The following is a 14828-nucleotide window of genomic DNA, read 5'->3' as shown; positions in this document are numbered from 1 at the left end:
GGCGATTAGGATCAGCGCATGACCCGACTGGATGCCTGGCTGTGGGCGGTGCGCGTGTACAAGACCCGCTCGCTCGCAACCTCGGCCGTGCGCGGCGGGCACGTGAGGGTGAACGACCTGCTGCCCAAGGCGTCGCAGCATGTGGTGGCGGGCCAGGTCATCCGGGTGCGTAAGGACCAGGACGAGAAGATCCTCGAGGTGGTGGACCCCGGTCTGGCCAAGCGGGTCAGCGCGCCGCTGGCGCAGGCCGCCTACATCGACCGGACGCCCGAGAAGCCGCCACCCATCCCGGAGATGGTGGGCCGCGTGGCGGTGCGCGACCGCGGAGCCGGCCGCCCGACCAAGCGTGAACGCCGGGCGATCGAGCAGCTCCGCGGCCACTAGAGTCGGCTAGGCGCCGGCCAGCAACGCCTCCTCGGCCTGCTTGGTCCAGACGCCGTTGTTCAGCTTCGCGGCGACATGCGGAAGCTTCTCCGGCATGTCCACCAGACGCGTCAGCTCGAGGTCGTGCAGCATCGGGTACACCATGATCTTGCCGCCGCTGGTGCGGTTCATCACCGAGTCGATCGCGTCCTGGAAACCCTTCATGCCGGTCACGGCGTCCAGGCTGATGTGGGTGTCGATGATGCCTTCCTCGATCTTGCGCAGCACTGTGCGCATGTCCGAGACATCCGAGCCTGAGGTGCCCAGAATGAAGATGCGGCGCTCGACGATGCCCTGGAGGTCGAAGTCGCCCAGGGTGCCGGCGGGGATGCCCGCGAAGGCGTTGAGGATCGCCCCTTCGCCGGCGAGGTCCACGGCCTGGCTGACCAGGGCCGGGACGGGCACCATGCACGCGATGTGCGTGAAACCGTGCTGCAGTTCCTCGTCGCCGGTGTTCACGTAGGTGATCGGCACGCTACGGCCGGCGGCGATGGGATCGACGGTGCGCGACAGGTGCGTCAGCCGGTCGTCGCTGAGGTCTGTGCCGGTGACGCGGATGCCCTCCACCCCGGAGGTGACGGCGCGGATGGTGTGCATCATGCCCATGGGGCCCGCTGCGCCGATGATGGCGACGTTGTCGCCGGCGCGCAGTTCGCCGTTGGCCGGCACCCAGGCGTAGCCGTCGGCCGGGTCGTCGCCGGTGGTGCCGACGAAGCGGATGAAGTCGTAGTGCACGCGGCCGATGTCGAGGGCCACCTTGCGGCCGATCGTCCCGCCGCCGAGGACCAGGCAGTAGGTGGCGCGCGTGCCGAGCAGCGGCGCCGTGGCCTCGATGACCTCAGGGTCTGAGCCGTAGTAGATGATGTCGTCGAACACCTGGCCCTCGAGCGAGGCGACCTCGCCCGGAGTCACGGAGACGGTCTCTGCCGGCACGTGTGCCGAGGTGAGCGCGTCCAGCCCGGTGGGCTCGCCGTCGCTCACGACCAGGAGGCGACCGCCGTCCTTGAGATGGTCGCGCTCTGCCCACGCGTAGGAGCCCTCGACGGTGGCCCAGGGCTCGATGAGACCCACCGCGGCCGCGGACGGGCCGTCGGAGACGTGGATCAGGAACTCCTCACCGTTGGGCGCCACGACGCAGCGCTCGTCGATCAGGGCGTACTCCTGCAGGGCGCCGTCGAAGTTGTACCCGAAGGCGCCGTTCGACTTGGCGGTGCGCAGGTGCTTCCAGTCGGCCTGCACGAGCACTCGATCGCCCACGGCGAAGTGCGTGACCTGGTCGCCCACCTTGACGATGCGGCCCACGGGCTCGTGCCCCGGTACGACCGGAGCGGCGCCGGGGTGGTACGACGGGATCTCCGGCAGCGCGTCGAGGTCGATGCCCTTGACCACCTCGGCCTTGCGGGGGTGGGAGTCGAAGGCGTGGAGCAGTTTGGTGTCGGAGAAGCAGATGCCGCACGCCTCCACCTGGAGGAGCATCTGATGCGGGCCGACCTCGTCGACGGGCTTCTCGGTGTTCAGCACGATCTCGTCGACGCCGACGAACTGGATGGCATGCTGCAGGGCGGGAATCTGGGTCACGAGGGACACCCTTTCTCTGAGTGCTACGGATCAAATCTAGGCGCGTTGCCGTCCGAAGGAAGGCTGTCCGCGCGAACTGGGCATATGCTCACCAAGGTGCTGACCCCCACGCCCAACGACCTCGACCTCGTCGTGCGTGCCGCCTGGCTCTACTACGAGGACGACCTCACACAGGCGCAGGTGGCCAAGCGGCTGTTCGTTTCGCGCCAGACCGTCGGCCGGCTACTCGAAGCGGCCCGCCAGCACGGGATCGTGCGCATCGAGATGGACTCGCAGTACCTCGCCGCCATGCAGCTGGCCACCAGGCTGAAAGAGGCCTCTGGGCTGACCGACGTCATCGTGGTCCCCACCGCTGAGGGCAGGCTCTCGCGCGAGCGCACCAACGAGCGCGTCGCCGCTGCGCTGGCCGCCTACGCCAGGCGACACCTGCACCCCGGCGCCGTCGTCGGCGTCTCCTGGGGCGATTCGGTGGCCCGTGCACTGGTCGAGCTGTCCGAGGAGTCGCTCGACGGTGTGCAGTTCGTCGCCTGCGCCGGTGAGCTGAGCGGGATCGACGACGTGCTCACCCGCTCCCCGGGGGTGCTGCGCCGGCTGCGCACCGTGCCCGCACCGCTGCTGGTCTCGAGCGCCGAGATGGCCAGCGCGCTGGCCGACGAGCAGGCTGTCCGCGAGGTGTTGGACCTGGCCCGGTCCGCCGTCGTGACGCTGACGGGGATGGGGTCGGCGACCCCCGGCGGATCAGCTGTCCTGGCGGGGGTGACCACCGACGAGGAGGTGGCCGGGTTCGCCGCGCGTGGAGCGGTGGGCGACATGCTGGGGGAGTGGTACGACGCGGAGGGCCGGGTGGTCGCCACCCCGTGGTCCGAGCGGCGCATCGGACTGGGGCTGGACGAGTTGCGGGAGATGAGCAACGTCGTCGGGGTCGCCGGCGGTGTGGAGAAGGTGGGCGCCATCCGCGGCGCGATCCGCGGCCGGCTCATCACGGCCCTGGTCACCGACGAGCCCACCGCGCAGGCGCTCCTCGCCGGCTGAGTACCGAGCCGGTTACCGCAACTCCACGAAGCTGAACATCCCGGCGGCGGCGTTGCGCGTCAGCTTCCCGTCGGCGTCCTTCGCCACGATGATGATGCGCTGCGACGCGGGCAGCACCATCCGGCCGCCGGGGGCGAGCTGCGCCTCCAGGTCCTCCGGAACGCTCCCGCCGTCGGCCGAGACCAGGATCCGGTCGTAGGGCGCAGATTCGGGCCAGCCCAACACACCCTCCTCCGCCTCCTCGAAGCGCGCCCACGGAAACCGGTTGTCCATGTGCAGGCGACCCATCTGCACCAGCTCAGGCACGATGTCCACGCCGACGACCGAGCCGCTCTCACCCACCAGGTAGGCGAGCAGGGCGGTGGTCCAGCCCGAGCCGCTGCCCACGTCGAGCACCTTGTCTCCGGGTTGCGGGTCCAGATGCTCCAGCATGTAGCGCACCGTCCAGGGTTGCGAGTTGGTCGCGTCGTGACCGATCGCCAGCGCCCTGTCCAGATCAGCGAAGGGCTTGACCTTCGGCGGCAGGAAGTCGGCGCGCGCCACCACGTCGAATGCGTCGTCGAGCTTCGTCATGTCTCCAGTCTGCCCCGTCGCGCTGCGCAGGGGGTGACAAAGAGGCGCCGCACGTGGTGTGCGGCGCCCCGTGGCAACTCCAGCAGGAGGGATCAGCCCTCGCTGCCCTCCTCGACAACTTCCGAGCGGATCTCGCGCTGACCGCCGGAATGGGCGACGGACACCTTGCGCGGCTTCGACTCCTCAGCCACCGGCAGCATGACGGTGAGGACGCCGTCGGTGTAGTCGGCCTCGATCTTGCCGGCGTCGATGCCGCGTCCCAACATCAACTGGCGGGCGAACGTCCCGGTGGCGCGCTCCCGCGTCAGCCACTGGGTGTCCTCCGCGGCCTTGCTCTGGCGCTCGGCGCGGATGGTGAGCGTGCGGTCGTCGATGTCGATGTCGATGCTCGACGGGTCAACGCCAGGCAGGTCGATCTCGGCCACGAAGTGATCGGCCGAACGATAGACATCCATGTTCATGCCCGGCTGGGAGGTGGAGCGCTGCTCGAACAGGCGCTCCATGTCGCGGAACGGATCAAACGTGCGTGCCATGGTTTCCCTTTCTCTGTGTGCAGCTCTGGGTTGAGCCTCTTGGACTCAAGTTTAATCCGTGCGTGTCGGTAGTCAAGTCCGAGTTGAGTCAACCGCGCTCAACTTCGTTCCCTCCGTCTGACTTCGTTCCCTCCGTCTGGGCGACTGTCGCGCTTCGCTCCCCGCGTTAGGCTGGGTTGGTGACTGGAGCGACGCGCCGCAGGGGGTGGCGGGCAGGCCTGTGGGTGCTGCTCGCCGTGGCACTGACCATGGGCGGTGGGTACCTCGTCTGGTCCGGGCTCCAGGAACGTCCGCCGGAGGAGACCCCGGAACCCAGCCGGCAGTTCTCCATGAGCGCCGAGGAGGCCATCGCGGCCAGGCCGTCGGCGGCCCCCGACGTCGAGCCGCTCGTGATCGAGGAAGAGGCCAAGGCTGAACTGGGGCCGTTCGTGCGTACCGAGCCGGTCGAGGAACCTCCGGCCGATGGTGACGGTGGCGGAAGCTTCGTCAGTCGACTCCAGATCCCGTCGATCTACGTGGATGCCGGCATTGTGAACCAGGGAGTCTCCGCGGACAACGCCATGACGTTGCCGCGCAACCTCTCGAAGGTGGGCCTTCTCAACACCGTCCAGCCGCTGCGGGCCGGCACCGGGTCCACTCTCCTCGCCGGCCATGTCGTCTACAGCGGGGACCGCGGCGCTCTCTACTACCTGGGGGAGGTCGAACCGGGCGCCAGCATCAGCACCTGGGACGACCGGGGCCGACGCCAGGAGTGGGTGGTCAGCGGCGTGCACCTGTACCGCCAGACCGAACTCCCGGACAGGCTCTTCGCAACAGACGGCGAACGCCGGCTCCACCTGGTGACCTGCGGTGGGGATTTCATCCGGACGAGCCGCGGCTGGATCTACTCCGACAACATCGTCGTGACCGCCGTTCCGGTGTCGTAGCCAGGCGTAACTCCGTGAAGTAGCGGCAGTGAGCGCGATGTCTGTTTCCGGCCATGGCTCATCTGCGTCCGCCAAGCCCCTGATCAATGCGCTGACCAGCCGCTCAATACTTCGCAGGCACGTAAGGAATTGCCTGAAAGTTCATTACTAAAAGGTGGCGACAAACGCCCCCGGCGTGGCATATGGTGCTGAACAAGGGTTTAAAGGGGGGCACCGTCCATCGTGGGGGACATCTACTGACACAACGGTCATTCCCCGACGTTCGACACACGCCTCCCGGGCCGATCCCGGGGCAGCTGCGGCGCCGATTGCCGCGGCCCCCGCAGACCGAAGTGGGGAAGATTGATGTCTGGGCAGTCGCACACATTAGGCCATGTTCCATGGCGAAGCCGCACGTGGAGAGTGGTCTCCACCTGGTCCGCGTTCATCCTCGTACTCCCGCTGATGGGAATGCTCGGAGCGCAGGCCGATACTGACGCAACGGGGGAGGTGACCTCCGCCGTCGCTGCGATGGCCGAGGAATCCCCCACCGTGACCCTGACGGAGGCTGCGCCGGAGGAGACTCCAGCCGCGCCGGAACCGTCAGTGAGTGAAGAGGCGCCGCCGCTCGAAGAGCCAGCGCCACCGCAGGCAGAGGAGCCGGTGCCCGTTGAGGTGGTTGAGGAGACCGCGCCCGAACCAGAGCCGGCTCCCGCACCGGCGCCGGAACCGGTGAGCGAAGAGCCGGCCCCCGTGGTCGAGGAAGCGGCGCCCGTTGAAGAAGCGCCGGCTCCCGCCGAAGAGGCCGCACCGGAAGAGCCCGTGAAGGAAGAGGCGGCCCCGTCGGTCGCCGTTGCTCCTGAGGGCGAGCTTCCCGCGCTCGACGAAACCGCACCGCTCGCCGCCCCGGAAGCCGAGATCGGCGTCCTGGCCACCGACGACTGCAACAGGGACGCTGTGACGCCCATCGATTGGAGCGGTTCGCCGTCGTTCGTCTACGACGCCTGTGGCAACGACACCGACGACGTGTTCGTGCAGGGTTCCCAGGAGCCGGATCCCCCGTCGACCTGGACCCAGGACAACGCCGGTGTGGGTCAGAGCACGGACCTCGTCAGCGCAGCGGTGGACATCGCCTATGTCGACGGTGATCCCATCCTGTACTTCGGATTCAATCGCTACTCGCCCCAGGGCGATGGTGCCTTCTACCTCGAGCTGAACCAGGAGCCGAACATCGTCAACGATCAGGGCGCAGTGGTGCCTGATCGCACGGTGGGCGACCTGCGGTTCGCGTTCACCACGTCCACCGGCGGCGGCTTCTCGAGCGTCACCGTCTACGAGTGGGACGGCGACAGCTGGGTGCAGGTCTCCGTCCCTGATTCGGCCTTCACCTACGAAACCAGTGGCGACACCGCCGAGTTCACGTTCGACCTGACGGCGCTCGTTCCCGACGGCGGCGAGGTCGAGTGTGGCCGCTTGTCGTTCAACTCCCTCTTCCTGCGTTCTACGGCTTCGTCGTCGGCGAACTCCGCGCTGAAGGACTTCCTCACCGGGCCTGTCGATGTCGACGCCTGCCCTGGCCTGGACATCGAGAAGCGTGACATGGACGGCGACCTCGTCGGAGGCGCGACCTTCCGCATCTCGCCTGACCCGCGTGACCGCAGCATCGCCTCGGTGACCGTCACCGACAACGGCGCGGGCGACGACTCCGACACGCTCGGCATCATCCGGTTCGACGAGGCCAAGAACGGCGTGTACACGATCGAAGAGATCACGCCGCCCACCGGCTTCCTGCTGCCCGCCCTGGCGGACCGCACACAGCAGGTCACCGTCGGGTTGACCGACGACGTGAGCGTCGTGTTCGTCGACCCGCAGGTCCCCACCATGACCAAGACCGCCGTCGCCACCTTCCACGAGACCTACGTGTGGGCCATCGAGAAGACCGTCGACGGTGAGACGGAAGTGACCTACCACGTGGGAGGCGAGGCCCCGGTCGTCGCCAACTACGAGGTTGAGGTGTCGCTCGTCGAGGTGCAGCGCTCGGCGTACTCACTGACCGGTGTCATCACCGTCAGCAACCCGGATGTCGCACTGAAAGCCTCGTTGACCGACCAGCTGGCTCCGGGCATGGACTGCACCGTCACCGGCGTGGCCGCCGGCACCGGAAATGTCGAGCTGCCCATCGGAACCAGCACCTTCAACTACTCGTGCATCAGCAACGGGCAGCTGGGTGATGTTCCGCTGAGCGGCACCAACACCGCCACGCTGAAGGTCAGCAAGGCGAACTGGGCCACCGCGTTCCCGACCGGCGCAGATGATGCCACGGTCACCGCCACGGCCGACTACATGTTCGCCTCGTCGACCAAGACCAACCAGAGCGTGACCGTCACCGACACCTTCAACGGCTCGACCACCACGCTCGGCACCGTCACGGCCAATGACGCCGGCACCGCGGTCACCGCAGTGGGCACCACGGCCACCGCCACGGTGTCCGGGACGACGGCGACGTTCACCTACACCAGGAACCTCGCGCCCGACACCCAGGGCGACGAGTGCGCGGTGTACGACAACACGGCAACCATCACCCAGACCCAGCAGACCTCGGAAACCGAGGCCACGGTCTGTGTGCCGGACATCACGCTGACCAAGACCGCTTCGCCCACCACGTACGACTCGGTCGGCGACGTGATCACCTACACCTTCCTGGCCACCAACACCGGCCAGTCCGTCCTCACGAACGTGACGATCTCTGATCCGCTACCCGGCCTGTCCGCCCTCGTCTGCGTTCCCGCGCAGCCGACGACGCTGGATCCGGGAGAGTCGATGCAGTGCACCGCCACGTACGCGGTAACGCAGGCGGATCTCGACTCGGGCTCGGTCTACAACGTGGCCACCACCGTCGGCACCCCGCCGAGCGGCCCGCCGGTGACCGACACCGATGACGAGACGATCACCGGCGACAAGCTCCCGTTGATCGACCTGGTCAAGACGGCGGACGTGGAGAGCTACGACGAGGTGGGCGACGTGATCACCTACACGTTCGTCTCCACCAACACGGGCAACGTGACGCTCACCGATGTGACGATCACGGACCCGCTGCCGGACCTCTCCGACCTGACGTGTGATCCGGCCCAGCCCGCCACGTTGGCTCCGGGGGAGTCGATGGAATGCACCGCCACCTACGAGGTGACCCAGGCAGACCTCGACAACGGTTCCGTTGACAACACCGCCACCACCGTCGGCACGCCGCCGGAGGGTGAGGATGTGACCGACACCGATGACGAGACCGTGCCTGCAGAGCAGATGCCGGCGATCAGCCTGGTCAAGACTGCGGACGTCGCGACCTATGACGCAGTGGGTGACCTCGTCACCTACACGTTCCTGGCCACCAACACCGGCAACGTGACCCTCACAGATGTGACGATCACCGACCCGCTGCCGGGCATGTCCACGCTCGTCTGCGATCCCGCGCAGCCGACCACGCTTGACCCCGGGGAGTCGATGGAATGCACCGCCACCTACACGGTGACGCAGGCGGATCTCGACGCCGGCTCGGTCTACAACATGGCCACCACCGTCGGCACGCCGCCGGAGGGTGAGGATGTCACCGACACCGATGACGAGACCATCACCGGCGACCAGTTCCCGGCGATCGACCTGGTCAAGACGGCCGACGTGGAGAGCTACGACGCGGTGGGTGACCTCATCACCTACACGTTCGTCTCCACCAACACGGGCAACGTGACGCTCACCGATGTGACGATCACCGACCCGCTGCCGGGCCTTTCGGACCTGACGTGTGATCCGGCGCAGCCGGGCACGTTGGCTCCGGGGGAGTCGATGGAATGCACGGCCACCTATGAGGTGACCCAGGCAGACCTCGACAACGGTTCCGTTGACAACACCGCCACCACCGTCGGCACGCCGCCGGAGGGTGAGGATGTGACGGACACCGATGACGAGACGGTTCCGGGTGACCAGAATCCGGCGATCTCGCTGGTGAAGACGGCTGACCGCGAGGAATACGCCGAAGTTGGCGAGATCATCACCTACACCCTGCTGGCCACCAACACCGGCAACGTCACGCTGACCAACGTGGTCATCGACGACGAGATGTTCGGCGTCGAAGACGCGTTGTGCGCCGAGTCGTTGGCTCCGGGGGAGGAATGCGTCATCGAGTTGAAGCACGAAGTGACGCAGGCGGATCTCGATGCCGAGTTCATCCACAACATCGCCGTGGTCGAGGGAACGGCGCCGGATGACGAGATCGTGACCGACGAGGACGACGCCCTGGTCGAGGCTCCGACCCCGTCCGAGCCCGTCCTGACGCCTGGGATCGACCTGGTGAAGCATGCCGACAAGGCTGGCCCCGTCCGCTTCGGCGACCGGATCATGTACAGCTTCACGGTGACCAACACCGGTGAGACGCTGTTGACCGACGTCCGCGTCGATGATCCCAAGCTGATGGCTGCGGGTATCTCCGTCACCTGCCCGGTGACAGAGCTGGATCCGGGTGAATCCACCACCTGCGCCGCAACTGCGGCCTACGTGGTCACGGCCGCCGACGTGGCGGCGGGCAAGGTTCTCAACCTGGCGACGACGACAGGCCTCACGCCTGACGACAAGCCCGTGACGGATCAGGACGATCACCAGGTGCCGGCAGAGCCCACCCCTGCACCGGCACCGCGCCCCATGGCCCCGGCTCCGAAGCCGATGGTCAGGAGTGGTGATCCCACAGGTACCGGTCCCGATTCCGGGCTGGTGCTCACCGGCGTGGCGCTCCTCGCGCTGGCCGGCGGTGCCGCGGCGATGGCAGGCAGGAAGCGTCGCCGTAGCTGAGGCGTGAAACCTCCCGGGTAGGGTCCGTCCCCCCCGTCCCTCCAGGGAGGAATGCCGGGTCCGGCCTCGACTGGATCGAACAGGGCCGCCCCTGCGTCTATTGACGCAGGGGCGGTTCACTGTGACAAAAGTCACGGCGGGAGGCTCAGTGACAAAAGTAACTTACGTGACGTAAATGCGTTGCGTAATTCGGAGGTACGTGTCGGCTAAACGGGTGACAGCCTTCGCGGGGCTCGACTGCGTTTCTTTCTCCGATCCTGGCCACCCTGTGCGTTCTACGCGTGAATGCGAGGGTTCGGGGCCGGGTGGCGGACGCTTTGCGGATCCTGTGAAAGTCCTGAGTGGTCTGAAAAATAGAAACTTCCTTACGTTTTCTCCGAGACAGAAGCGCAAAGGTGCCCTACAGTGCCTCCTAAGGGGTAACAAGGGGGGAACCTTTCGACCTCGGGGGACGGTTGTGTGGAACTGGTTGTCACCAGATCCGTGGCCGCTTTCCTCCTAAATTCGAAGTGACCTCCCTCGGCCATCCCCGGGGAAGCAGAAGGCGCGCAGAGCCGCTGCTCCCCAGGAGATCCGAAAGAGGAAGTCACATGCCTGGGCAGTCGCACACCACAAGTCATCATTCGTGGCGGAACCGTACGTGGAGGCTTCTCTCCACCTGGTCCGCATTCATCCTGGTGCTCCCACTGATGGGGGTCCTGGGTGCCCAGGCCGATACCGAGAGCACCCAACCCGAATCGCCGGCGGCAATCGCGCTGGCGGAGGGCTCCGTGACCCTCAGCGAAGTGGCGGCGGAGAGCCCGACAACAGTCCAGGTAACGGCGGAGGAGACACCAGCGTCTTCTTCTGCGCCGGAAGCCGCGACGTCGGAGGAGCCGGCCAGCGCCGAACCGGTCCCCGTCGAGGTGGTCGAGGAGACCACGCCGGAGCCCGTGGTGACGGAGGAGCCTGCCCCGGCCACTGAACCCTCTGCTCCCGCTGCGGAGACGGCCGAGCCCGTGACGCAGAAGCCGGCCCAGACGGCCCCCACGAAGGCCGATCCCACGACGGCGCAGCCCGCGGCCTCCGAGCCCGCGGCGCCCGAGGCCCCCCTCCTGCAGGAGGCGCAGGTGGCGCCTGCAGCCGAGATCGGCGTGCTCGCCACCGCGACCTGCATCCGCGACCGGTTCACGCCCATCGCCTGGTCCGGCACTCCCGAGTACGTCGACGACGCCTGTGGCAGTTCGCCGGACAACATGTTCACCCAGGGCTCCAAGGAGGACGGCGCGCTGAGCAGTTGGCAGCAGGAGTTCGGCGGCACCGGTCAGAGCACCGACCTCGTGAGCGCCGGCGTCGACGTGGCGTACGTCAACGGCGACCCCATCCTCTACTTCGGCTTCAACCGCTTCTCCGGCCAGGGCGACGGCGGCTTCTACCTGGAGCTCAACCAGGCGCCCAACACCGTCAACGGCAACGGTACGCCCATCCCCAACCGCACTGTCGGCGACCTGCGCTTCGCGTTCACCACGTCCACCAACGGAGGCTTCTCCCAGCCCGTCGTCTACGAGTGGAACGGCTCCTCGTGGGTCCAGATCACCGTCCCGAGCAGCGCCTTCACATACAACACCTCGGGCGACACTGCCGAGTTCACCTTCAACCTGAGCGCGCTGGTCCCAGGCGGTGGCGAGGTCGAGTGCGGACGCCTGGCGTTCAACTCGATGTACCTGCGTTCCACGGCGGCTGCCACCCTCGGCTCCGCTCTGAAGGACTTCCTGACCGGCCCCATCGACGTCAACCCGTGCCCCAGCTTCCAGATCGAGAAGCGCGACATGGACGGTGACCTCATCGGGGGCGCCACCTTCCGGATCTCGCCGGATCCGCGCAACCGCAGCGTGGCGTCCGTGACCATCACCGACAACGGTGCGGGCGACGACTCCGCCACCGCCGGCATCATCAAGTTCAACGAGGCCAAGAACGGTCAGTACACCGTCGAGGAGATCACGCCGCCCACCGGTTACCTGCTCCCCGCAGCCGCAGACCGCACCAAGACCGCAACGGTCACGCTCAGCGCCGGTGCCACCCTGCAGTTCGCAGATCCGCAGGTGCCGACGGTGTCCAAGACCGCCGTCGCCACGTTCACCGAAACCTACGTGTGGGCCATCGAGAAGACCATCGACGGCGTCAAGGAGGTCACCTATCACGTCGACGGCACCGCTCCAGTGGTCGCCGGCTACGACGTCGACGTCTCGCTGGCCGGAGTGCAACGCTCCAACTACTCGCTGAGCGGTGTCATCACCGTCAACAACCCGGATGTCGCCATGAAGGTCGCCCTGACCGATCAGCTGGCCCCGGGGATGGACTGCACCGTCGCCGGCGTGGCCGAAGGCACCGGCAACCTCGACCTGCCCGTTGGTACCACCACGTACAACTACACGTGCACCAGTGACGGGCAGTTGGGCGACATCCCGCTCAGCGGCACCAACACCGCCACCCTCAGGGTGAGCAAGGCCAACTGGGAAACCGCCTACCCCACCGGCTCGGATGACGCCACGACCACCGGCACCGCGAACTATGCGTTCTCGGCCGGCGCCCGCGTCAACCAGTCCATCACCGTCACCGACACCTTCGGCGGAGCGACCAGCCCGCTCGGCACCGTCTCCGCGGCAGCCGGCGGCGGCTCGATCACCGCTCCCGACGCCACTGTGGATGGCCTGACGGCCACGTTCAGCTACACCCGCAACCTCGCGGCCGACGCTGAGGCCGACGCGTGCAAGGTGTACACCAACACCGCCACCATCACGGAGACGCAGCAGACGTCCAGCGCGAAGGCCACCCTCTGCGTGCCGGACATCACCCTCACGAAGACGGCGTTGCCGACAACCTACGACGCTGTCGGGGACGTCATCACCTACACGCTCGTCGCGACCAACACCGGCCAGTCGACCCTCACGGACGTGACGATCGATGACGCCATGCTCGGCCTCGTGGACGAGCCCTGCGCCGCAACGCTGGCTCCGGGCGCATCCTGCACGGTGACCGATACACACACCGTCACCCAGCTCGATCTCGACGCGGGCAGCATCTACAACTCCGCGACCACCACCGGCACCGATCCCTCGGACAACCCGGTGTCGGACGATGACGACGAGACGGTGACCGGAGAACGCTTCCCGGCGATCTCGCTCACCAAGGAAGCCGACCTGGAGAGCTACGACGCGGTGGGTGATGTGATCACCTACACCTTCGTGGCCACCAACACCGGCAACGTGACCCTCACGGACGTGACGATCGAGGATCCGCTGCCCGGCCTGTCGGACCTCACCTGTACGCCTGCCCAGCCCACCACCTTGGCTCCCCAAGCGTTCATGACCTGCACGGCCACCTACTCGGTGACCCAGGACGATCTGGACAACGGTTCGGTGGACAACACCGCCACCACCACCGGCACGCCGCCGGTGGGCGACGATGTGACCGACACCGCTGACGAGACCGTCCCGGCGGATGTATCTCCTGCGATCACGCTGGTCAAGTCGGCTGATCCTGCCACCTACGACGCGGTGGGTGACGAGATCACCTACACCTTCGTGGCGACGAACACCGGCAACGTGACCCTGAGCAACGTGACGATCGCTGATCCGCTGCCGGGCCTTTCGGCGCTGGTCTGCGCCCCGGTCCAGGGTTCCACCCTGGCGCCGGATGCCACCATGACCTGCACTGCGACCTACACCATCGGTCAGAGCGACCTTGACCGTGGTTCCATCTACAACCTCGCCACCACCACCGGCACGCCGCCGGCGGGTGAGGATGTGACGGCCACGGACGACGAGACGGTCACCGGCGACAAGTTCCCGGCCATCTCGCTCACCAAGGACGCCGATGTGGCGAGCTATGACGCGGTGGGTGATGTGATCACCTACACGTTCGTGGCCACCAACACGGGCAACGTGACCCTCACGAACGTGACGATCTCTGATCCGCTCCCGGGCCTGTCGGACCTCACCTGTACGCCTGCCCAGCCCACCACGTTGGCTCCGCAAGCCTCGATGGAGTGCTCGGCCACCTACGCGGTGACCCAGGCCGATCTGGACGCGGGTTCTGTGGACAACACCGCCACCACCGAGGGCACCCCGCCTGCCGGTGAGCCGGTGACCGACACCGACGACGAGACGGTGCCGGCCAGCCAACTGCCCGACATCGATCTGGTCAAGACGGCGAATGTGGAGACCTACGACGCGGTGGGTGACGTGATCACCTACACGTTCGTGGCCACCAACACCGGCAACGTGACGCTCACAGACGTGATCATCACGGATCCGCTCCCGGGCCTCTCGGCACTGACCTGTGATCCGGCCCAGCCCGCGACGTTGGCTCCGCAAGCCTCGATGACCTGCACTGCCACCTACGTGGTGACCCAGGCCGACCTGGACAACGGTTCGGTGGACAACACCGCCACCACCACCGGCACCCCGCCGGTCGGCGACGATGTCACCGACTCCGACGACGAGACCGTCCCCGGCACCCAGTCGCCTGCGATCGAGCTGACCAAGGACGCCGATGTGGCGAGCTATGACGCGGTCGGTGACGTGATCACCTACACGTTCGTGGCCACCAACACCGGCAACGTGACGCTGACCAATGTCACCATCGTCGATCCGCTTCCCGGCATGTCCGGGCTCACCTGCGTCCCGGCCCAGCCGACGACGTTGGCTCCGGGTGCCTCGATGGAGTGCTCGGCCACCTACGCGGTGACCCAGGCCGATCTGGACGCGGGTTCTGTGGACAACACCGCCACCACCGAGGGCACCCCGCCTGCCGGTGAGCCGGTGACCGACACCGACGACGAGACGGTGCCGGCCAGCCAACTGCCCGACATCGATCTGGTCAAGACGGCGAATGTGGAGACCTACGACGCGGTGGGTGACGTGATCACCTACACGTTCGTGGCCACCAACACCGGCAACGTGACGCT

8 protein-coding genes are annotated in these 14828 nt (G+C 67.1%); 5 read left to right on the top strand and 3 right to left on the bottom strand.

Features of this window, described 5'->3' with window-relative positions:
* The first annotated feature begins 18 nt into the window (after positions 1–18).
* Positions 19–384 (top strand): Hsp15 family ribosome-associated heat shock protein, encoded by a 366-nt coding sequence (hslR, locus tag ACZK4S_RS14495; protein WP_182762975.1) that lies wholly within the window; start codon positions 19–21, stop codon positions 382–384.
* Between the two features lie 6 nt (positions 385–390).
* Here the strand turns inward: hslR and ACZK4S_RS14490 are convergent, their stop codons facing one another.
* Positions 391–2001: an alcohol dehydrogenase catalytic domain-containing protein gene (locus ACZK4S_RS14490; RefSeq protein WP_463644763.1), complete on the bottom strand. Its 1611-nt coding sequence runs from the start codon at positions 1999–2001 to the stop codon at positions 391–393.
* 84 nt (positions 2002–2085) lie between these two features.
* Between ACZK4S_RS14490 and ACZK4S_RS14485 the strand changes: the two genes are divergently transcribed.
* A complete protein-coding gene (locus ACZK4S_RS14485; RefSeq protein WP_076063379.1) occupies positions 2086–3033 on the top strand; it encodes a sugar-binding transcriptional regulator in 948 nt (315 codons plus the stop codon).
* Positions 3034–3045: 12 nt separating this feature from the next.
* Here the strand turns inward: ACZK4S_RS14485 and ACZK4S_RS14480 are convergent, their stop codons facing one another.
* Together ACZK4S_RS14480 and ACZK4S_RS14475 are read right to left on the bottom strand one after the other, a co-directional pair.
* Positions 3046–3606, bottom strand: coding sequence for a protein-L-isoaspartate O-methyltransferase family protein (locus ACZK4S_RS14480; RefSeq protein WP_076063376.1), 561 nt, complete (start codon positions 3604–3606; stop codon positions 3046–3048).
* A 92-nt stretch (positions 3607–3698) separates the two neighbouring features.
* The gene (locus ACZK4S_RS14475; RefSeq protein ID WP_076063374.1) at positions 3699–4139 is read right to left on the bottom strand and encodes an Hsp20/alpha crystallin family protein; all 441 of its coding nucleotides are present in this window, start codon (positions 4137–4139) and stop codon (positions 3699–3701) included.
* Positions 4140–4318: 179 nt separating this feature from the next.
* Between ACZK4S_RS14475 and ACZK4S_RS14470 the strand changes: the two genes are divergently transcribed.
* From ACZK4S_RS14470 to ACZK4S_RS14460, 3 genes are all read left to right on the top strand, one after another.
* Positions 4319–5065, top strand: a complete 747-nt coding sequence (locus ACZK4S_RS14470; RefSeq protein WP_143571038.1) for a class F sortase — start codon at positions 4319–4321, stop codon at positions 5063–5065.
* Positions 5066–5509: 444 nt separating this feature from the next.
* Positions 5510–9880 (top strand): CLIPPER-2 domain-containing protein, encoded by a 4371-nt coding sequence (locus ACZK4S_RS14465; protein WP_463644762.1) that lies wholly within the window; start codon positions 5510–5512, stop codon positions 9878–9880.
* Between the two features lie 677 nt (positions 9881–10557).
* Positions 10558–14828: CLIPPER-2 domain-containing protein (locus tag ACZK4S_RS14460; RefSeq protein ID WP_463644761.1), on the top strand; the 4271-nt coding region annotated here is incomplete at its 3' end.

Source organism: Tessaracoccus zhenghani (assembly GCF_055326325.1).
The sequence above is the reverse complement of the archived record's forward strand: the minus strand, read 5'-3'. Positions and strand labels throughout refer to the sequence as shown.

Coding starts and splice junctions, on each gene's coding strand:
- hslR (WP_182762975.1), top strand. CDS start 19: ATGACCCGACTGGATGCCTGGCTGTGGGCGGTGCGCGTGTACAAGACC.
- ACZK4S_RS14485 (WP_076063379.1), top strand. CDS start 2,086: ATGCTCACCAAGGTGCTGACCCCCACGCCCAACGACCTCGACCTCGTC.
- ACZK4S_RS14480 (WP_076063376.1), bottom strand. CDS start 3,606: ATGACGAAGCTCGACGACGCATTCGACGTGGTGGCGCGCGCCGACTTC.
- ACZK4S_RS14475 (WP_076063374.1), bottom strand. CDS start 4,139: ATGGCACGCACGTTTGATCCGTTCCGCGACATGGAGCGCCTGTTCGAG.
- ACZK4S_RS14465 (WP_463644762.1), top strand. CDS start 5,510: ATGGGAATGCTCGGAGCGCAGGCCGATACTGACGCAACGGGGGAGGTG.